The 19,894-nt window shown below is 66.7% G+C and carries 17 protein-coding genes and 1 tRNA gene; 10 read left to right on the top strand and 8 right to left on the bottom strand.

The features are described from left to right. Positions 1-59 precede the first annotated feature (59 nt). Positions 60-2,921 (top strand): DUF927 domain-containing protein, encoded by a 2,862-nt coding sequence (locus AC1VVG_RS13140; RefSeq protein WP_482835200.1) that lies wholly within the window; start codon positions 60-62, stop codon positions 2,919-2,921. Positions 2,922-3,541: 620 nt separating this feature from the next. On the opposite strand, the gene AC1VVG_RS13135 is transcribed toward AC1VVG_RS13140, so the two are convergent. From AC1VVG_RS13135 to AC1VVG_RS13120, 4 genes are all read right to left on the bottom strand, one after another. After that, entirely contained in the window at positions 3,542-4,756 is a 1,215-nt protein-coding gene (locus tag AC1VVG_RS13135; RefSeq protein WP_050012082.1) for a tyrosine-type recombinase/integrase, read from the bottom strand. A 172-nt stretch (positions 4,757-4,928) separates the two neighbouring features. Further along, a tRNA-Leu gene (locus tag AC1VVG_RS13130) sits at positions 4,929-5,013 on the bottom strand. A 93-nt stretch (positions 5,014-5,106) separates the two neighbouring features. After that, on the bottom strand, positions 5,107-6,264 hold the full coding sequence (locus tag AC1VVG_RS13125) for an ABC transporter substrate-binding protein (protein ID WP_034186288.1): 1,158 nt from the start codon (positions 6,262-6,264) through the stop codon (positions 5,107-5,109). Positions 6,265-6,328: 64 nt separating this feature from the next. Beyond that, positions 6,329-7,270, bottom strand: coding sequence for a CysB family HTH-type transcriptional regulator (locus AC1VVG_RS13120; RefSeq protein ID WP_034186287.1), 942 nt, complete (start codon positions 7,268-7,270; stop codon positions 6,329-6,331). Positions 7,271-7,484: 214 nt separating this feature from the next. Here AC1VVG_RS13120 and AC1VVG_RS13115 point away from each other — a divergent pair, with 214 nt between their 5' ends. The 6 genes from AC1VVG_RS13115 to cobA all read left to right on the top strand — a co-directional run bounded on the left by AC1VVG_RS13115 (position 7,485) and on the right by cobA (position 13,709). Beyond that, the gene (locus tag AC1VVG_RS13115; RefSeq protein ID WP_034186286.1) at positions 7,485-9,164 is read left to right on the top strand and encodes a nitrite/sulfite reductase; all 1,680 of its coding nucleotides are present in this window, start codon (positions 7,485-7,487) and stop codon (positions 9,162-9,164) included. 25 nt (positions 9,165-9,189) lie between these two features. Next, a complete protein-coding gene (locus AC1VVG_RS13110) occupies positions 9,190-9,756 on the top strand; it encodes a DUF934 domain-containing protein (RefSeq protein ID WP_226228069.1) in 567 nt (188 codons plus the stop codon). Beyond that, positions 9,753-10,496 carry a phosphoadenylyl-sulfate reductase gene (locus AC1VVG_RS13105; protein WP_482835733.1) on the top strand — a complete coding sequence of 248 codons (744 nt, stop codon included), beginning with the start codon at positions 9,753-9,755 and terminating at the stop codon, positions 10,494-10,496. The genes AC1VVG_RS13110 and AC1VVG_RS13105 overlap by 4 nt, the downstream gene beginning before the upstream one ends. A 75-nt stretch (positions 10,497-10,571) precedes the next feature. Beyond that, positions 10,572-11,534 (top strand): sulfate adenylyltransferase subunit CysD, encoded by a 963-nt coding sequence (cysD, locus tag AC1VVG_RS13100; RefSeq protein WP_034186283.1) that lies wholly within the window; start codon positions 10,572-10,574, stop codon positions 11,532-11,534. Positions 11,535-11,556: 22 nt separating this feature from the next. Further along, a complete protein-coding gene (locus AC1VVG_RS13095) occupies positions 11,557-12,873 on the top strand; it encodes a sulfate adenylyltransferase subunit 1 (protein ID WP_034186282.1) in 1,317 nt (438 codons plus the stop codon). An 86-nt stretch (positions 12,874-12,959) separates the two neighbouring features. Beyond that, on the top strand, positions 12,960-13,709 hold the full coding sequence (gene cobA, locus AC1VVG_RS13090; protein WP_034186281.1) for a uroporphyrinogen-III C-methyltransferase: 750 nt from the start codon (positions 12,960-12,962) through the stop codon (positions 13,707-13,709). Between the two features lie 122 nt (positions 13,710-13,831). Here cobA and AC1VVG_RS13085 read toward each other — a convergent pair whose 3' ends face one another. The 3 genes from AC1VVG_RS13085 to lptF are packed head-to-tail and all read right to left on the bottom strand — an operon-like array spanning position 13,832 to position 16,486. Further along, positions 13,832-14,215, bottom strand: a complete 384-nt coding sequence (locus AC1VVG_RS13085; protein WP_059560410.1) for a sirohydrochlorin chelatase — start codon at positions 14,213-14,215, stop codon at positions 13,832-13,834. Between the two features lie 27 nt (positions 14,216-14,242). After that, entirely contained in the window at positions 14,243-15,391 is a 1,149-nt protein-coding gene (gene lptG, locus AC1VVG_RS13080; protein ID WP_034186280.1) for an LPS export ABC transporter permease LptG, read from the bottom strand. 3 nt (positions 15,392-15,394) lie between these two features. Beyond that, positions 15,395-16,486: an LPS export ABC transporter permease LptF gene (gene lptF, locus AC1VVG_RS13075; protein WP_034186279.1), complete on the bottom strand. Its 1,092-nt coding sequence runs from the start codon at positions 16,484-16,486 to the stop codon at positions 15,395-15,397. A 122-nt stretch (positions 16,487-16,608) separates the two neighbouring features. On the opposite strand from lptF, the gene AC1VVG_RS13070 reads away from it, so the two are divergent. From AC1VVG_RS13070 to AC1VVG_RS13060, 3 genes are read left to right on the top strand one after another with little or no spacing between them, the layout of a single operon-like run. Beyond that, complete coding sequence (locus AC1VVG_RS13070; protein WP_034186278.1) at positions 16,609-18,120, top strand: leucyl aminopeptidase; 1,512 nt, start codon at positions 16,609-16,611, stop codon at positions 18,118-18,120. Between the two features lie 34 nt (positions 18,121-18,154). Further along, the gene (locus AC1VVG_RS13065) at positions 18,155-18,571 is read left to right on the top strand and encodes a DNA polymerase III subunit chi (RefSeq protein WP_021160787.1); all 417 of its coding nucleotides are present in this window, start codon (positions 18,155-18,157) and stop codon (positions 18,569-18,571) included. A 25-nt stretch (positions 18,572-18,596) separates the two neighbouring features. Then, complete coding sequence (locus AC1VVG_RS13060; protein ID WP_069705618.1) at positions 18,597-19,304, top strand: DUF2486 family protein; 708 nt, start codon at positions 18,597-18,599, stop codon at positions 19,302-19,304. Positions 19,305-19,448: 144 nt separating this feature from the next. Here AC1VVG_RS13060 and AC1VVG_RS13055 read toward each other — a convergent pair whose 3' ends face one another. After that, positions 19,449-19,775: a c-type cytochrome gene (locus AC1VVG_RS13055; protein WP_034186276.1), complete on the bottom strand. Its 327-nt coding sequence runs from the start codon at positions 19,773-19,775 to the stop codon at positions 19,449-19,451. Between the last annotated feature and the right edge of the window lie 119 nt (positions 19,776-19,894).

Below are 19,894 nucleotides of genomic sequence, written 5' to 3'. Positions count from 1 at the left end.
GACTACTAATCGGAAGCCGACCGACGCGCGTCCAGTGGGAACCTATGAGTAACGCACCCATGTCCGAATTCGAGCGGGCGAGAGTCGCGCTCGGCTATGTTCCGCCCGACGACCGCGACACGTGGCGTCAGGTGGGGATGGCGCTCAAGGCCGAGTTTGGCGAGGAGGGCTTCGCCCTCTGGAACGAATGGAGCCAAGGCGCGCAGAACTACAACGGCAAGGACGCGCGCGATGTGTGGAAGTCGTTCAAGGGCGGCAAGATCACCATCAACACGCTGTTTCACCTTGCCAAACAAGGCGGCTTCGATCCGCGCGCGCATCGAGCCAAGCCCGTCGATCCAGTGGAGCGCGAGCGGCAGAAAGCTGAGCGCGCAGTCCGCGAAGCGGCCGAGCTGGCCGAACTGACCGAGAAACAGCAAGCCGCATCGGCCCTCGCCGAATCGATCTGGTCCGCGGCCGAGCCCGCGCCGGCCGATCACCCGTACCTCGTTCGCAAGCGCATCCCGGTCGACGCGCTGCGCGTCTATCGCGGCGGCTTGTGCATTGGCACGGCCGCATGCGACGGCGCACTCGTCATCCCGGCGCGCGACGCGGATGGCAAGCTGTGGACGCTGGAATTCATCCTGACGGACGGCCAGAAGCGCTTTTTGCCGAACGGCCGCAAGGCGGGCTGCTTCTCGTTGATCGGCGGCCCGCTATCTTCCGCGCCGTCCACGCTGCTGATTGGCGAGGGCTACGCGACGTGCGCGACGATCTCGGCCGCGACCGGCTATCCGGCCGCCGTCGCGTTCGACGCCGGCAACCTGCATGCCGTTGCAACGGCGCTGCGCGGCCAATATCCGGACGCGCGCATCGTCGTATGCTCCGACGACGACCACACGACGAAGGGCAATCCGGGCGTGACGAAGGCCCGCGCGGCGGCCGAGGCCGTCGCCGGCATCTTGGCCGTGCCCGACTTCGGTCCGAACCGCCCGGCGGCCGGAACCGACTTCAACGACCTGGCTGCACACCTCGGCCCGGAAGCGGTGGCCGCTGCCGTGCGCGCTGCACTCGCGCCGGCCGGCTCGGCTGACGCCGGCAAGGGCAAGGCCGCTCCAGCCGCCGCGAAGCCCGCCAAGCGCCCGAAAACGGCCCGCGCGCAGGACGGCAAGTCACGGTTCGTTGTCGACGACAAGGGCGTGTGGTTTCACGGCTTCAACAATCAGGGCGACCCGCTGCCGCCGCATTGGGTCAGTACGCGAATCGACGTGATTGCGGAGACGCGAAACGAGATGAACAGCGAGTGGGGCTACCTGCTCGAATTCACGGACCGCGACGGCATCCTGAAACGCTGGGCAGTGCCAGCTGGCCTCTTTGCCGGCGACGGCACGGAGCTGCGCCGCATGCTGCTCGATATGGGCGTGAAGCTCGGCGTGACGCAGATCGCCCGCACGCAGATCGCGAACTATGTGCAGATGGCGCAGCCGGACGAGCGTGTGCGCTGCGTGCCGCGCGTCGGCTGGCATCACGGCGCGTTCGTGCTTCCCGATCGCGTCATCGGGACCGGCAAAGAGGCGCTGATCTATCAGGCCGACACGCCCATCCAGAGCCAGTTCAAGGAGCGCGGCACGCTGGACGACTGGCAACGCGAGGTTGCGGCCTACTGCGTTGGCAATAGCCGGCTTCTGTTCTGCGTCGCTACCGCCTTCGCTGGTCCGCTGCTGCACTTCTCCGGGCTCCAGTCGGGCGGCTTCCACCTGCTCGGCACGACGTCCAAGGGTAAGTCGACCGGCGGCGTCATCGCCGCGTCCGTGTTCGGCTCGCCGGACTACGTGCGGAGCTGGAAGGCGACCGACAACGCGCTAGAAGCCGTTGCCACGCAGCATAGCGACGCGCTGCTGATCCTCGATGAAATCGGGCAGGTCGAGCCGCGTCTGGTCGGCGATGTGATTTACATGCTCGCGAACGAGTCGGGCAAGGCTCGCGCGTCGCGTAGCGGCTCAGCAAAGCCCGTGCTCACGTGGCGGCTGCTGTTCCTGTCGAACGGCGAAAAGAGCGTGTCCGCGCTGATGGCCGAGGGCAACAAACCCATGAAAGGAGGTATCGAGGTGCGCTTGCCTGCGATCCCGGCCGAGGTGGGCGAAATGGGGGTCGTAGAGAAGTTGCACGGCTTCCCGACGCCGGCCGCGCTGATCGAGCATCTAGAACGGCACGCCGGCATGCACTACGGCACGGCAGGCCCCGCGTTCATCGAGTGGGCGTCGTCGCAGGCCGGCGAGCTGGCCGAGCATCTGCGTGTTCGCGTTGACGAGCTGGTCGGGCAATGGGTACCGGACGGTTCGCATTCGCAGGTCGCGCGTGTCGCCAAGCGGTTCTGCCTCGTCGCGGTGGCCGGCGAGCTGGCGACGGCGCACGGGCTGACCGGCTGGCCGCAGGGCGAAGCAGTCGAGGCCGCGCGTCGCTGCTTCGAAGGCTGGCTCGAACTGCGCGGTGGCACCGGCAACTCGGACGAGGCGGAAGCCGTGCGGCAGGTACAGCATTTCCTCGCGGCACACGGCGACAACCGCTTCGTATGGATGAACCGGGCGCAGGACGACCATCGGCCGAACGTGCCGCATCGAGCGGGCTTCAAGCAGCACGTGAAGCGCGACGAGCGGCGCACGGCAATCGCCTCCGATCGGGAGTATTACGCCGAGTTCGGCGGCAAGATGAGCGCCGACGATGCGGAAAGCGTCGAGACGGAATACCTGATCGAAGCGGCCGTGTTTCGCAAGGACGTATGTGCCGGCTTCGACCACAAGATCGTCGCCAAGGCACTGATGAAGCGGGGCGTACTGATGCCGCGTAGTGACGGCTATCCGTACCGACAGGAATACATCCCCGGTCACGGCAAGTTCATGGTCTACCGCGTACTGCCGTCGATCTTCACGCTCGAACTGTGAAAGACGCCGCCGCCGTCCGGGAGGGCGGTGGCGGGCATTCCTTTGCGCGGCATTTTGGCCCGTGCGTCAAAGTTACTTTGAGCGATACGCTCCAGACGGAACCGGGCCGGCGATGGCCGCGAATCTTGCCGTAGCCGTAACAATCCAGCCCGGTTTATCTCCAGTATCTCCAGCGCTCTCCAAATCGTTTGGAGACACGCGAAGCCTTACCCCATAAGGCTTTGCGGCCGATTCAGGCGTTTATCTCCAAATCTCCAACTCGTTTTGCACTGAGCGGACAGGCGTGGACCGACCGCAGCGACCGCGAAGTCAGACGGGACACGGCTCTCCGGGATTCGAAGGGCGTCAACAACGTGTTTTTGAGGGGAGTGTCCGCGACGCGTCCCGATCGGACATTGTTGCGCCGGCTGTAAGTGTCATGGCGGCCAGCAAGCGGGGGACCCTGCGTCTAGGGCAAAGACGCGGGGGCTCACACCCGCGTCTTTTCTCTACTGACGGCAAACATAGGGGGGGCACATAATAATAAGGGGCCAAATCATCGCCTCACCCTACGCCTAGGCCGTGTCCGTTTTACTGGTGGGAGACGCACGGAAGGGGGTCATACTCGTAGCGGTACGGGTCTATCTTGCCGCCGCGATCGGAATGATTTCCGCCCCGGCTTTGAGCTTGTCGAGGTAGTCCGCCCACTGTTGCATCATCGAGCGGCGTGCCTTGATGAACTTTGTTCGGTTGTACGCCCGCCCAAGGCTGTCAGGGACCGTATGCGCTAGTTGGTGCTCGATCACTTCCGGCTTTTCCTCCAACTCTTCATGCAGGATCGTCCGTGCCATTGCCCGGAAGCCGTGACCGGTAATCTCGGTGCGAGTGTCGTAGCCGAGCCGACGAAGGGCTGCATTGATAGCGGCCTCGCTCATCGGCCGATTTCGGTCGCGAGCACCGGGGAACACATAGACGCCTTCGCCAGTCAGGGCGTGAAGCTCGCGCAAAATCGTGACAGCCTGCGCGGCCAGCGGAACAAGGTGATCCGTTTTCGTTTTGTTGACGAAATAGCGCCATTCGCCTTTGTCGAGGTCGAATTGCGCCCATTCTGCCTTCCGCAACTCGCCCGGCCTTACGAACAGCATGGGGGCTAGCTTGAGCGCGCAGAGAACCGGGAACGTGCCTGTGAAGCCGTCGAACGCGCGAAGCATCTCGCCCACTTTCTCCGGCTCAGTGATTGAGGCAAAGTGTGTTGTCTGCGCGGGCGGGATTGCATCTACCAGATCGCGGGCCGGATCGGCCTTGCAGTGCCCCTCTTTGATGCCGTAGCGGAATACCCGGCTAATCTCGCTGCGGATGCGATGGGCGGTAAATCTGGCTCCACGCCCGTCTACGCGCTTCAGCACGGCCAGTATCTCCGGGGCGTCGATTTCAGCGATAGGGCGCTTGCCGAGCCATGGGAATACATCGTTCTCCATGCGGGCGAGCGTCTTGGCATGCTGCGCTGGCTCCACGGTCGTCTTGCGCTCGGCCATCCAGCCACGGGCGACAACCTCAAACGAATGGGCGGCCGCGAGCAGGCTGGCCCTTTTTTCCGCCTTCTTCGCTTCACCTGGATCGATGCCGGCAGCGAGCTTTTCACGGGCTTCGTCGCGCTTCTTCCGTGCGGTCGCCAATGTAACTTCCGGGTAGACGCCGAGCGAGTAGCGCTTTTCCTTGCCCCCAAATCGGTATTTGAGGCGCCACCACTTGCCCCCGCTCGGGGCGACTTCCAGATAGAGGCCGCCTCCGTCGAACAGGCGCACGGGCTTGTCGGCTGGCTTGGCGTTCCGGATGGCTGTATCGGTTAATGGCACGGGGGCAACTCCTGACGGGTAAGGCAACTTCGGATCGGTTGCCCCCAATGTTGCCCCCGCTTGCCCCCGGCTGTCTACGCACTACACGGCACTTTGCCGGAATGAAAAAACCCGCGAAGCCTTGTGCTGTCGCGGGTTTTGGGACTTCCGGGAATTTCCCGGAACTATGTCATGGTGCCCAGGGCCGGAATCGAACCGGCACGCCTTGCGGCGGGGGATTTTGAGTCCCCTGCGTCTACCAATTTCACCACCTGGGCTTGTTCGTGGCCGCGCAGGCGAGTGCGCGGCGAAACGCGGATTATGGCGGAAATCCGGATGCCGGGCAAGCCACCCCGGGATCCGGGCGCCAGTCACTGGCTCAGGTAGACGAACCGGCCTTGCTTCACGATCCCCATCACGCTCGCGCGCTGATCGAGCCCCACGTGATCCTTGTCGCTCGTGTTGACGACGCCGTTCGGCACGACGAGCTCGTGCGCGCGTTCGAGCTCGTGCCGCAGCGCGGCGCGGAACGCGGGCGTGCCGGGTTGCGCCGCCTTCAGCGCGCGGCCGACCGCGTCGGCGAGGCGCGGGTAGACGCCCGCCGCGTCGCCCGCGAACTGCGTGACCGTGCCGGCGCCGTACTTCGCCTCGTACGCGTCGACGAACGCGAGCGCGGCCTTGCGGGCCGGATGGTCGGCCGGCAGCGTGCGCGCGACGACCACCGGCTGGGTCGGGAACAGCGTGCCGTCGACGTCCTTGCCGCCGAGCTTGATGAATTCCGGCGTCGCGATTCCGTGCGTCTGGTAAATCGGGCCCTTGTAGCCGCGCTCGATCAGCGTGCGCTGCGGCAGCACGGCCGGCGTGCCCGAGCCCGCGATCAGGATCGCGTCGGGTTTCGCCGCGATCAGCTTCAGCGCCTGGCCGGTGACGCTCGCGTCGGTGCGGTTGAAGCGCTCGGTCGCGACGACGCGGATCTTGCGGAGATCGGCGAAGCGCGTGAACTCGTTCAGCCAGCTGTCGCCGTAGCTGTCCGCGAAGCCGATGAAGCCGACCGTCTTCACGCCGTGGTTCGCCATGTAGCGCGTCATCACGTCGGCCATCGCCCGGTCGCCTTGGGCCATCTTGAACGCCCAGGTGCGCGCGCCTTCCTGCGGCTCGACGATCGCGCCGGAGCCGACCAGCGTGATCATCGGCGTCTGCGCGGCCGCGACCGCGTCGAGCGCCGCGAGCGCGGCCGGCGTGATGTTCGGCCCGACCACGACGTCGACGTGATCCTCGTCGACCAGCTTGCGGATGTTGCGCACCGCGGCGCCCGGATCGGATGCGTCGTCGAGCACCGTCACCTGCACCGGCTGGCCGGCGATCGTCTTCGGCCACATCAGGATCGCGTTCTTGCTGGTGATGCCGATCGCGGCGGCCGGGCCGGTCGACGACAGGTCGACGCCGACCTTCAGGTCGGCATGCGCGGCCGCGCAGGCCAGGACGAGGGCGGCGCCGGCGGCGCGGCGCAACAGGGCGGGAAGCGTCATGCGGGAATCTCCGTCGGGCAGCAAAAAGGGGCGCGATATGCGCCCCGCTGTTTATACACGCCGGTCAAAGCTCGTACGATTCGGATTCGCCCTTGAGTGCCTGCTCGATCAGCTTGCGGTTCAGGGTCGGCGACAGCAGTTCGACGAGCGTATACACATAGCTGCGCAGGTAGGCGCCCTGCTTGAGCGCGACACGCGTCACGTTGCTGCCGAACAGGTGGCCAACCGGAATCAGGCGCAGGTTGCGGTCGCGCTCCGGGTTGAACGCGATGTCGGCCATGATGCCGACGCCGAGGCCGAGTTCGACGTAGGTCTTGATCACGTCGGCGTCGATCGCCTCCAGCACGATGTCCGGCGACAGCCCGCGCAACGCGAACGCGTGATTGATCTTCTTGCGGCCCGCGAACGCGTCGTCATAGGTGATCAGCGGGTACTGCGCGAGATCGTCGAGCGTCGGCGGCTTGCGTTCGAGCAGCGGATGGTCGGCCGGCACGACGGCCGCATGGTGCCACTGGAAGCAGGGCAGCGACACGAGCTCCTTGTAGTCGGAGATCGCCTCGGTCGCGATCGCGAGATCGGCCTGGTCGTGGATCACCATCTCGGCCACCTGCGTCGGGCTGCCTTGCAGGATCGACAGGTGCACCTTCGGGAAGCGTTTCTTGAATTCGGCGATCGCGGCCGGCAGCGAGTAGCGGGCCTGCGTGTGGGTCGCGGCGATGGTCAGGTTGCCCTGGTCCTGTGCGGCATAATCCTTCCCGACCCTTTTAAGGCTTTCAACCTCCTGGAGGATCCGCTCGACCGACGCGAGGATGATCCTGCCCGGCTCGGTGAGCGAGCGCACGCGCTTGCCGTGCCGCGTGAAGATCTCCACGCCGAGCTCGTCCTCGAGCTCGATGATCGCCTTGGATACCCCCGGTTGGGACGTGTAGAGCGCCTTCGCGGCCTCGGTGAGGTTGAAATTCTGCCGGACGGCCTCGCGCACGAAGCGAAATTGGTGCAGGTTCATTTATAACCCTTCCGCATATCAACAGAATTTTTTAGTCGTTTGAAATATAAGGCGAGTTTATTACGATTCACCCGAGTTTTTCAAATATGGATATCTGTTTTCGTCATTAGCAATCCAGCCGGTAGCGGATGGGGGCGATGACGGCGGAACGGAGATTCGGGCGCGACGTGGCTAGGACGTCGCGCGGTCACCACGAAAACCCTGGGGTCCCCGAATGTATCAGTACGACCAATACGACCAGACGATCGTCGACGAGCGTGTCGCGCAGTACCGCGATCAGGTGCGCCGCCGGCTGTCGGGCGAGTTGAGCGAGGAAGAATTCCGTCCGCTGCGCCTGCAGAACGGCCTGTACATGCAGCGTCACGCGTACATGCACCGCATCGCGATTCCGTACGGCAACCTGCGCAGCGACCAGCTCCGGATGCTGGCGCGCATCGCCCGCGAACACGACCGCGGCTACGGTCACTTCTCGACCCGCTCGAACATCCAGTTCAACTGGATCGAGCTGGAAGACACGCCCGAGATCCTCGCGAAGCTCGCGTCGGTGCAGATGCACGGCATCCAGACGTCGGGCAACTGCATCCGCAACATCACGGCCGACCAGTTCGCCGGCGTCGCGCAGGACGAGGAGATCGATCCGCGCCCGTGGGCCGAGATCCTGCGCCAGTGGTCGACGTTCCATCCCGAATTCGCGTGGCTGCCGCGCAAGTTCAAGATCGCGGTGTCGGGCTCGAAGGACGACCGCGCGGCCGTGCAGATCCACGACCTCGGCGTGTACCTGAAGAAGAACGCGCAGGGCGAGGTGGTCGCGAGCATCCTCGCGGGCGGCGGCCTCGGCCGTACGCCGATCATCGGCGCGGTGATCAAGGAAGACCTGCCGTGGCAGCACCTGCTGACCTACTGCGAAGCCGTGCTGCGCGTATACAACCGTTACGGCCGGCGCGACAACCTGTACAAGGCGCGCATCAAGATCCTCGTGAAGGCGCTGTCGCCCGCGAAGTTCGCGCAACAGGTCGAGGAAGAGTGGCAGCACCTGAAGGACGGCCCGTCGACGCTCACGCAGGCCGAGCTCGACCGCGTGTCGCAGTATTTCGCGCCGCCCGTCTACGAGAAGCTGGCCGACACCGACGCATCGTTCGAGCAGCACCTGCTCGAGAACAAGGCGTTCGCGCGCTGGGTCGAGCGTAACGTCGCGCCGCACAAGGTGGCCGGTTATGCGGCCGTCACGCTGTCGCTGAAGGATCACCGCGTGGCGCCGGGAGACGCGACCGACGCGCAGATGGAACTGGTGGCCGACTGGGCCGACGCTTACTCGTTCGGCGAGCTGCGCGTGTCGCACGAGCAGAACCTGATTCTCGCGAACGTGAAGAAGCGCGACCTGTTCGCGTTGTGGGAAAAGGCGAAGGCGGCCGGTTTCGCGACGCCGAACATCGGCCTCCTGACCGACGTCATCGCGTGCCCGGGCGGCGATTTCTGCTCGCTCGCGAACGCGAAGTCGATCCCGATCGCGCTGGCGATCCAGCAGCGTTTCGACGATCTCGACTATGTGCACGACCTCGGCGACCTGTCGCTGAACATTTCCGGTTGCATGAACTCGTGCGGCCACCACCACGTCGGCAACATCGGCATCCTCGGCGTCGACAAGGACGGCGCCGAGTGGTACCAGGTGTCGCTCGGCGGCGAGCAGGGCACGGGCCGGAACGGCGCGCGCCTCGGCCGCGTGATCGGGCCGTCGTTCTCGGCGGAAGAAGTGCCGGGCGTCATCGCGAAGCTGATCGACACGTTCGTCGAGGCACGCATCGACGGCGAGCGCTTCGTCGACACGTACGACCGCATCGGCCTCGCGCCGTTCAAGGAGCGCGTGTATGCGGCGCGCCAGGCAGTGAACGCGTAACCCACCGGCTACAAGGAATTTGCAGATGGCTTCGATTATCAAGAACCGCGCAGTGATCGACGACGCATGGCAGGTCGTGCGCGCGGCGGAAGACGGTGCGCTGCCCGCGGTCGACGCATTGCCGGCCGGCAAGGTGCTGGTGCCGTTCGCGTTGTGGCAGGCCGAGCGCGCGGCGCTCGTCGCCGCGAAGACGAAGGACGAACTCGGCGTGTGGCTCGCGCCGGACAGCGAGCCGGCCGATCTCGCGGCCGATTTCGGCGCGATTTCGCTGATCGCCGTCGATTTCCCGCGCTTCGCGGACGGCCGCGGTTACAGCATCGCGCGCCTGTTGCGCGAGCGTCACGGCTGGACGGGCGAGCTGCGCGCGATTGGCGACGTGCTGCGCGACCAGCTGCTGTACCTGTCGCGTTGCGGCTTCGACGCATTCGCGGTGCGCGCCGACAAGGACATCCACGACGCGCTGAACGCGTTCGCGGAATTCACGCAGCGTTACCAGGGCGCGTTCGACGAGCCGGCGCCGCTGTTCCGCCGCCGCGCGGCCGACGTAGCGACGCCCGACGTAGCGACGCCCGACGCGAAGGTGAGCGCATGAGCACCGCCACCGCGCTGACGCCGGAACTCGCCACGAAGGTCGAGCGCCTCGACGCGCTGCTCGCGCGGATCGGCGCCCGTCACGACAAGGTGAAGTTCGCGAGCAGCCTTGCGGCGGAAGACATGCTGCTCACGCACGCGATCCTGTCGAAGGGCGTGTCGATCGGCATCTTCTCGCTGAATACGGGCCGCCTGCACGCGGAAACGCTCGGCATGATCGACCGCGTGCGCGAGCGCTACGGCTACGAGATCGAGCAGTTCCACCCGCGGCAGGACGCGGTCGACCAGTATGTCGCGGAGCACGGCCTGAACGCGTTCTACGAGAGCGTCGAGCTGCGCAAGTCGTGCTGCCACATCCGCAAGGTCGAGCCGCTGAACCGCGCGCTGGCCGACGTCGGCGCGTGGGTCACCGGCCAGCGCCGCGAGCAGTCGGTCACGCGGGCCGAGCTGCACGAGGAAGAACAGGACGAAGCGCGCGGGATCGCGAAGTACAACCCGCTGGCCGACTGGACGGAAGCCGACGTATGGGCGTACCTCGACGCGTTTGACGTGCCGGTCAACCCGCTGCATGCTCGCGGCTACCCGAGCATCGGCTGCGAGCCGTGCACGCGGGCGATCCGTCCCGGCGAGGACAGCCGGGCGGGCCGCTGGTGGTGGGAATCGCGCGATACGAAGGAATGCGGCCTGCACATCTCGATCACGCCGATTCCCGCGGCGGCCGATGCTGGCGCCGCGCACTGAACGCCTACAAGAAACTGACTATTGCGCCGCCCGCGACAGCGGGCGGCACGAACCCAGAAGAGAAGGACTGAAATCATGAGCACGACGCTCGAGCAATCCGCCTTTGCCCCGGCCTCCGGCGCGGACAGCCGCATGGGCCACCTCGACTGGCTCGAAGCCGAGTCGATCCACATCCTGCGCGAGCTGGTTGCCGAGTGCAGCAAGCCGGCGCTGCTGTTCTCGGGCGGCAAGGATTCGGTCGTCGTGCTGCATCTGGCCCTGAAAGCGTTCGGCCTCGGCGCGAACCGCAAGACGACGCTGCCGTTCCCGCTCGTGCACATCGACACGGGCCACAACTACGAGGAAGTGATCGACTTCCGCGACCGCCGCGCGCAGGAACTGGGCGCCGAGCTGGTCGTCGGGCACGTCGAGGATTCGATCAAGCGCGGTACGGTCGTGCTGCGCCGCGAGACCGATTCGCGCAACGCCGCGCAGGCCGTCACGCTGCTCGAGACGATCGAGGCGCACGGCTACACCGCGCTGATCGGCGGCGCGCGCCGCGACGAAGAGAAGGCGCGTGCGAAGGAACGCATCTTCTCGTTCCGCGACGAATTCGGCCAGTGGGATCCGAAGGCGCAGCGCCCGGAACTGTGGAGCCTGTACAACGCCCGCCTGCACAAGGGCGAGCACCTGCGCGTGTTCCCGATCTCGAACTGGACCGAGCTCGACGTGTGGCAGTACATCGCGCGCGAGAACCTCGAACTGCCGTCGATCTACTACGCGCACCAGCGCGAGATCGTGCGCCGCAACGGGCTGCTCGTGCCCGTCACGCCGCTCACGCCGATGCGTGAAGGCGAGTCGAGCGAGTTCGCGCAGGTGCGCTTCCGCACGGTCGGCGACATCAGCTGCACGTGCCCGGTCGAGAGCGATGCGGACGACGTCGAGAAGATCATCGCCGAGACGGCGGTGACCGAGATCACCGAGCGCGGCGCGACCCGGATGGACGACCAGGCCTCCGAAGCCGCGATGGAACAGCGCAAGAAGCAAGGTTATTTCTGAAGCACACGAGGACATTCACATCATGAGCATCATCGAGAACACCGAAGACCTCGGCGTGCTGCGCTTCATCACCGCAGGCAGCGTCGACGACGGCAAGAGCACGCTGATCGGCCGCCTGCTGTACGACAGCAAGGCCGTGCTGTCCGACCAGCTGTCCGCGCTGTCGCGTGCGAAGAACAAGCGCACCGTCGGCGACGAGCTCGACCTCGCGCTGCTGACCGACGGGCTGGAAGCCGAGCGCGAGCAGGGCATCACGATCGACGTCGCGTACCGCTATTTCGCGACCGCGAAGCGCAAGTTCATCATCGCCGACACGCCGGGCCACGAGCAGTACACGCGCAACATGGTGACCGGCGCGTCGACCGCGCACGCGGCGATCATCCTGATCGACGCGACGCGCGTGACGATCGAGAACGGCGTCGCGGAACTGTTGCCGCAGACCAAGCGCCACAGCGCGATCGTCAAGCTGCTGGGGCTGCAGCACGTGATCGTCGCGATCAACAAGATGGACCTCGTCGACCACAGCGAGGCGCGCTTCAACGAGATCCGCGATGCGTACGTCGCGCTCGCGAAGCAGCTCGGCCTGACCGACGTGCGCTTCGTGCCGGTGTCGGCGCTGAAGGGCGACAACATCGTCGGCGCGAGCGAGCGCATGCCGTGGTACGCGGGCGAGCCGCTCCTCGACGTGCTCGAGTCGCTGCCGGTCGAGACGCAGGCGCATGACGCGCTGCGCTTCCCGGTGCAGTGGGTCGCGCGCCAGGACGGCAGCTCGGCCGACGACTTCCGCGGCTACATGGGCCGGATCGAGTCGGGCGAAGTGAAGGTGGGCGACGAGATCGTCGTGCTGCCGTCGAACCGCACGGCAACGATCGCCGAGATCGTCGCGCCGGTGCCGGGCGGCACCGCGTCGGTCGCGCACGCGTTCGCGGGCCAGACGGTGACGATCCGCCTCGAGGAGGATGTCGACGTGTCGCGCGGCGACATGTTCGTCACGACCGCCGAGCCGGTCGAGCCGGCGAAGAAGCTCGAGGCCGACCTGTGCTGGTTCGACGAAGCGCCGCTGTCGCCGCAGCGCAAGTACCTGCTGAAGCAGACCACGAGCACGGTGTTCGCGAAGATCGGCGCGGTCAAGCAGGTGCTCGACGTGCATACGCTGTCGCACGCGACCGACCGTCAGGACCTGAAGATGAACGACATCGGCCGCGTCGCGCTGACGCTGCAGAAGCCGATCGTCTGCGACACGTACGATGCGCACCCGGGCACCGGCGCGTTCGTGCTGATCGACGAGGCGACGCACCACACGGTCGCCGCCGGCATGATCCGGGCGTTCTCGGCGTAATCGTCAATCTGCGCGGCGAACCGCGCCGCCGCACGGCGGCGCGGGCCGCCCGCAAACGTCCGCAAGGACGAAGCGAAGCGACAAACATGGGCAAGGTGTATCTGATCGGAGCAGGGCCGGGCGCGGCCGACCTCATCACGGTGCGCGGCATGCGGCTGCTCGAGCAAGCCGACGTCGTGCTGCACGACGCGCTCGTCGAGCCGGCGATGCTCGACTACGCGCCGAACGCGCGAAAGATCGCGGTCGGCAAGCGCTGCGGGCAGCGCTCGACCGCGCAGCATTTCATCAACAAGCAGATCGTCGATGCGGCGCGCGAACACGCGTGCGTCGTGCGGTTGAAGGGCGGCGATCCGATGCTGTTCGGCCGCGCCGAAGAGGAAATGCGTGCGCTCGAGGCGGCCGGCATCGACTACGAGGTCGTGCCGGGCATCACCGCGGCGCTGGCAGGCGCCGCGACGCTGAAGCGATCGCTGACGTTGCGCGGTGTGTCGCGCAGCGTCGCGTTCGCGACGCACAGTCGCGCGCCGGGCAGCGACGAGATTCGCGAAGCCGCGCGCGCCGATTCGATCGTCTACTACATGGGCCGCGACAGCGCGCCCGGCATCGCGCAGGAGCTGATCGACGCCGGCCGGGCGCCGGCGACACCCGTCGCGATCGTCGAGGCGTGCAGCACCGTGCGCGAGCGCTCGCTGACGCTGACGCTCGCGCAGATGGCGGCGGGCGACGCGCAGGCGTGGCTCGATCCCGCCGAACCGAGCCTGCTGATGATCGGCGATGCATTCGCCGAGCGCGTGCGGCTCGCAAAAGACGGCGACGCGTTGCGCAGTGCCGCTTGAGTCGAGCGCGCTGCGCGGCCAAGCGAGGTAGCGATTGCTGCCGGATTGCCGCCGGTTCGCGGGCGTAAAAAAAGCGCCGGCTCTCGAAGCCGGCGCTTTTTTGTTTGGGGCGGCGGATTCGCTCAGGCGTCGTCGCCGAGCTGGCCGAGACAGTAGCGTGCGATCGCGTCGAGCACGCCGTCGTCTTCGCCGACGGCCGTCGCGCAGCGGATCTCGACCGCCGGATGCGCGGTGCGGCAGGCATCGACGAGCTGCGGCAGGTCGCGGCGGACATGGCCGCCCTGGCCGAAGAACACGGGCACCACGGTGATGCGCGTGCAGCCGGCGGCGACTTGCGCGGCAACGGCGTCGGCGAGCGACGGCGTCATCAGCTCGAGGAACGCGAGCGACACGCGCGGGGCAGCGGAGCCTGCGCCGCGCAGCCGCGCGGCGAGCCGCTCGAACGGCTCGGCCCAGCGCGGATCGCGGGCGCCGTGGCCGAACAGGACGATGCCGTGCGAACTCATGTCGATGCCTCCGTCGTCATGCGGCACTCAGTGCCGGTCGACCCACTTGAGCGCGAACAGGCCGAGCGCGAGATAGATCAGGCCCGGGGTCGCCGCGGTGAGCGGCGCGGGCCACGTGTTCAGCGTGCCGATGTGCGAGAACAGCGTGTTGAGCAGCTGGAAGCTCATGCCGAGCATGATGCCGCCGAACACCTTCACGCCGACCACGCCCGCGCGCGTGTGCAGGTACGCGAACGGCAGCGACAGCACGAGCATCACGAACACCGCGAACGGATACAGCAGCTTGCGCCACAGCGCGATGTCGTAGCGCTGGGTGTCCTGCTGATTCTCGCGCAAGTGCTGGATGTAGCGGAACAGGTTGATGAGCGACATGCGCTCCGGCGACACGAGCAGCACCGACAGGATCTGCGGCGTCAGGTCCGAGCGCAGCCGGTATTCGGGCAGCGACACCTGCTGCGACCGGTACACGGGGTTCAGCGCGTCGGCCGGCTGGCCGCTGACCGGCTTGATCGGCGTGAGCTCCGTCTCGGTGACGCCCTTCAGCAGCCAGTGGCCGGGCGGCTCGTAGCGGCCCGTCTGCGCGATCCGGACGTTCTGCAGCTGGAACTTCGAGTCGAATTCGTAGATGCGCACGTTGCTGATCGTCGAGTCGGGCGACAGGCTGCCGACGTTGACGAAGCGCGTGACCTGCTCGCCGTTTTCGCGGGCCGCGAGCGTGTCCTTCACCCACACGCCCGACTGGAAGTTCGACGACACCGATGCGCCGAGCGCCTGCAGCCGCACGCGTTCGGACAGCTGGTCGGCGTACGGGCCGACGAATTCGCCGATCAGGTAGGTGACGATCACGAGCGGCACGCCGATTTTCAGCAGCGAGCGCAGCGCCTGGTTGGTCGCGAGGCCCGACACGCGGAAGATCGTGAATTCCGAGTTCGCGGCCATCTGCGCGAACACGTAGATCGCGCTGATCAGCGCGGCGACCGGGATGATCTCGTAGAAGCGCGACGGCGTCTGCAGCGCGACGCGCAGCACCGCGTAGCCGAACTTGTAGTTCCCGTGCCCGACCGAGTTCAGTTCGCTGATCAGGTCGAAGAAGAAGAACAGGCCCGAGAACGCGAACAGGATGAAGATGAACGTGACGTAGATCTGTCGCGCGAAGTACTTTTCATAGAGCCGCATCGATCATGCTCCCGAGCGGCCGAACAGCGCGCGTGTCAATAACGGACGATTGCGCACGCGCAACCAGAAGATGAACGCGACGATCGCCGCGACGACCAGGTGCAGGCCGACGAGGCCCACGCCGAACGACATCTTGCCCTGCTCGATCTGCGCCTGCACGACGTTCAGCAGGTTCGAGTACGTGAGGTAGATCAGCACGGCCATCACGAGGTTGATCGTGCGGCTGCGGCGCGGGTTCTGGTACGACAGCGGAATGCCGAGCACCATCAGGTTGATCGCGATCAGTGGCAGCCCCGCGCGCCACGCGAATTCCGCGAGGTTGTCGCGCGTCGGGTTGCGCAGCAGGTCGGGCGTCGGCGTGCTGTTGGTGGTCGGCACGTTGGTGACCGGGGTGCTGGTGATTTTCACGCCGTAGCGCTCGAACTCCATGATCTTGAAGTTCGGCTGGCCGGGTGTGCCGTCGTAGCGGCGGCCGTCTTCCAGGACGACGAAACGGCTGCCGTCGCGCGTCTCCGTGTGACCCGTCTGCGATACGACCACGTTGACCTTGCCGTTCTCGGTCGACGTGACGAACACGTTCTGCACCTTGCTCTGGTCGGGCGTCATCTTCTCGATGAAGAACACGCGGTGGTTCGCGGCCGACTCGCGGAACTGGCCCGGCGCGAGCAGCGAGATCTCGTCGCGCTGCTGGAAGCGTGCCTTGATCATCTTGCTCTGCTGGTTCGACCACGGCCAGCCGACGAACGCGAAGAAGGCGATCAGCAGGACGATCGGCGTGGCGAACACGCCGATCGGCTTGATGAGGCGCGTGAGGCTCACGCCCGACGCGAGCCACACCACCATTTCGGAGTCCCGGTACCACCGGGTCAGCACGAACAGGATCGACACGAACAGCGTGACGACGAGCATCACGGCGAGATAGCCGATCACGGTCAGGCCGATCAGCACGAGCACGTCCCGCGGATCGATTTCACCGGACGCGGCGTAGCCGACGATGCGGATCATCATCGTCGTGAGCATGATCGTGAGCAGCACCATGAACACGGCGCCAGCCGTATACGCAAGCTCGCGCTGGAGGGAGCGTTCGAAGATCATTCTTGATGAGAAGAGGGCGGGAGGCGGCGCACGCGTGGTGGAGCGCTCGCGCCGCCACGGGAAAAATAGCGGATAATTGCGGCTTTCATCCTTAGCCCAGATTTTATCCGAGGACAAGCGCGATGGACTTTAGCATAAAAGGCTGTGATTGGAGCAAAGGCGAGGCCAAGGGGTTCCTGACCGGGAAGTCCGACTGCATCGTGCTCGGCATCTTCGAGGCGCAGACGCTTTCGGGCGCGGCGCTCGACATCGACACGGCCACCAAGGGGCTGATTTCGCGCATGGTGAAGGCCGGCGACATGGACGGCAAGCGCGGCAAGACGCTGTTCCTGCACGAAGTGTCGGGCATCGGCGCGTCGCGCGTGCTGCTCGTCGGCCTCGGCAAACAGGATGCTTTCAATCAGAAAGCCTATAACGACGCGGTGACGGCCGCGTGGCGCGCGCTGCTGGCGACCAAGGTCGTCCAGGTCACGTTCTCGCTCGCGCAACTGCCGGTCGACGAGCGCAGCTCCGACTGGGGCGTGCGTGCGGCGATTCTCGCGCTGCGCAACGAGACCTACCGCTTCACGCAGATGAAGAGCAAGCCGGAACCGGCGTCGCACACGCTCAAGCGCGTCGTGTTCAGCGTCGACCCGGCCGACGAGAAGGCCGCGAAGGTCGCGGTCAAGCAGGCCGTCGCGCTCGCGAACGGGATGGATCTGACCCGCGACCTCGGCAACCTGCCCGGCAACGTCTGCACGCCGACCTACCTCGGCAACACCGCGAAGAAGATCGCGAAGGATTGGGGCCTGAAGGCCGAAGTCCTCGGGCTCAAGCAGATCCAGGCGCTGAAGATGGGCTCGTTCCTTTCGGTCGCGCGTGCGTCGGTCGAGCCGCCCCAGTTCATCGTGCTGCACTACCAGGGCGCCGCCGCGAAGGCCGCGCCGGTCGTGCTGGTCGGCAAGGGCATCACGTTCGACACGGGCGGCATCTCGCTGAAGCCGGGCGAGGGCATGGACGAGATGAAGTACGACATGTGCGGCGCCGGCTCCGTGCTCGGCACGATGCGCGCGGTCGCCGAGATGGGGCTGAAGATCAACGTCGTCGCGATCGTGCCGACCTGCGAGAACATGCCGGGCGGCAACGCGACGAAGCCGGGCGACATCGTCACCAGCATGAAGGGCCTGACGATCGAAGTGCTGAATACCGACGCCGAAGGCCGCCTGATCCTGTGCGATGCGCTCACGTATGCCGAGCGCTTCAAGCCGGCGGCGGTGATCGACGTCGCGACGCTGACGGGCGCGTGCGTGATCGCGCTGGGCGGCCACAACAGCGGCCTGTTCTCGACCGACGACGCGCTCGCGGGCGAACTGCTCGACGCGTCGCGCGAGGCGAACGATCCGGCGTGGCGCATGCCGCTCGACGACGAGTACCAGGACCAGCTGAAGTCGAACTTCGCGGATCTCGCGAACATCGGCGGGCGTCCGGCCGGCGCGGTGACGGCCGCGTGTTTCCTGTCGCGCTTCACCGACAGCTACCCGTGGGCCCACCTCGACATCGCGGGCACCGCGTGGAAGGGCGGCGCGGCGAAGGGGGCGACGGGCCGTCCGGTGCCGTTGCTCGCGCAGTTCCTGATCGACCGCGCCGGCCAGTGATGGCGGTGCAGACGACGATGCGGGTACGCGGGCAATGACGCGGATCGATTTCCACTCGAACGTCGGCGATTCGCTCGCGTACGCGTGCCGGCTGCTGCGCAAGGCCTACCAGGCCGGGCAGCCGGTCGTCGTGCTCGCCGAGCCCGCGCGCCTGCGCGCGCTCGACGAGCGGCTCTGGACGTTCTCGCCGCTCGATTTCATCCCGCATTGCGGCGTCGACAGCGAGCACGCAGCCGGCACGCCGATCGTGCTGGCGGCCGATCTCGACCGCGCGCCGCATCACCACGTGCTGCTGAACCTCGGCGCGGCCGTGCCCGCGCAGTTCGCCCGCTTCGAGCGTCTGCTCGAAGTGGTCGGCAATGCGCCGGACGAGCTGGCCGCGGGCCGCGACCGCTACCGGTTCTACCGCGACCGCGGATACGCGCTGAACAACTACAAGCAAGGCAGCTAGCCGCAACCGTCGACGGAGTGTTGCCGTGACACAAGCCGATTCATCCTCGATCCCGACGCTGACCGACGTGCTGGTGCCGGGCAAGCCGGTGCCGGCGCGCGCGTCCGCGCCCGGCGCGTCGCAGCCGCACGAGCGCACGGCGATTCCGGTGCTCACCGACGTGATCGCACCGGGCGATGCCATGAAAATCGGGGCCGACCCCGAAGCCGTCGTGGTCGAGCCGGTGCCGACGCCGCACGTGCCGGCGATCGCGTTGCCGGGCGACGTGGCAACGGCCGAGGCGGCCGCGATGGGCGAAACCGATGCGCCGGCCGAAACCGGCGCCACGGAGCATGTGGTCGCCGAAGACACGGCGGCGATGAATGCACCGCTGCGGTCGTCGCTGGCCGACGACACCGTGCCGCGGCACGCGCTCGCCGCGATGGCGCACGAAGCGGCCGGGCCGGCGCCTGAAACGGCGATGCCGGATGCCGCCGCGGCAGCAGGGCTGACGCCGGAGGATGCGCAGCACATCGCCGAGCGCCTGCGCAATCGGCTGACGAACTATCTGACCGGAGCGGGTCGCGACGCGATCGAGGAACGCTGTCGCGACGCGCTGCATGAGCATTCGGCCTGGCTCGTCGGGCAGGTCACGCGCGAGGTGGCGCTCGCGCTGGAGACCGAGGTCATGGACTGGGTCCGCGACGCGGTCGATGAAGAGATCGCACGCCGCCGCGCCGGCCATTCCGGCTGAACGCGCGGTCGCTCCGCGGCGGAAAAGAGGGGGCGGTCCCGGCAAGTGCCGGTAAGGTGGCCGTCAAGGCACTGGCCGGCCGGTGCAGGGCCGCCTGACGGCAAACGCGCGGCACAACGGCGACCGGTGTCCGGGGCATCCGGATCAGCGCACCGACAGCACCCATTGCGCGAGCGTATGGGCTTCGGTATTCGTCAGTTGCGTATTGGCGGGCATCGGCACGCTGCCCCATACGCCGACGCTGCCTTTCACGATCGATTGGGCCAGGTAGTCGACGGCGTCGCCGCGTGCCGCGTACTTGCCGGCGATATCGTGGAACGACGGGCCCATCAGCGGCTTGCTCACCGCGTGGCAGGCCATGCAGTTCTTGCGCTGCGCCAGCGCGAGCCCGTCGGCCTGGTCGGCACGCGCGGCGGCCGCGCCGCCGGCCAGCAGCGTCACGAGCAGCGCGCGCAATATCGTCTGTTTCATGCGGTTCTCCGCCGGCGGGGACAGCCGGCTTCATGGTCCGCGCATTATAGAAGCAAAGGGAAGGCGCGTTTTGCGCGTTCCCCGGCGGCCGTGCCTGTTGGGGCCGCATGCCGCGACGC

This window comes from Burkholderia sp. L-4, assembly GCF_056856535.1.
Note: the sequence above shows the minus strand (reverse complement) of the source record. Positions and strands in the feature narration are given on the sequence as shown.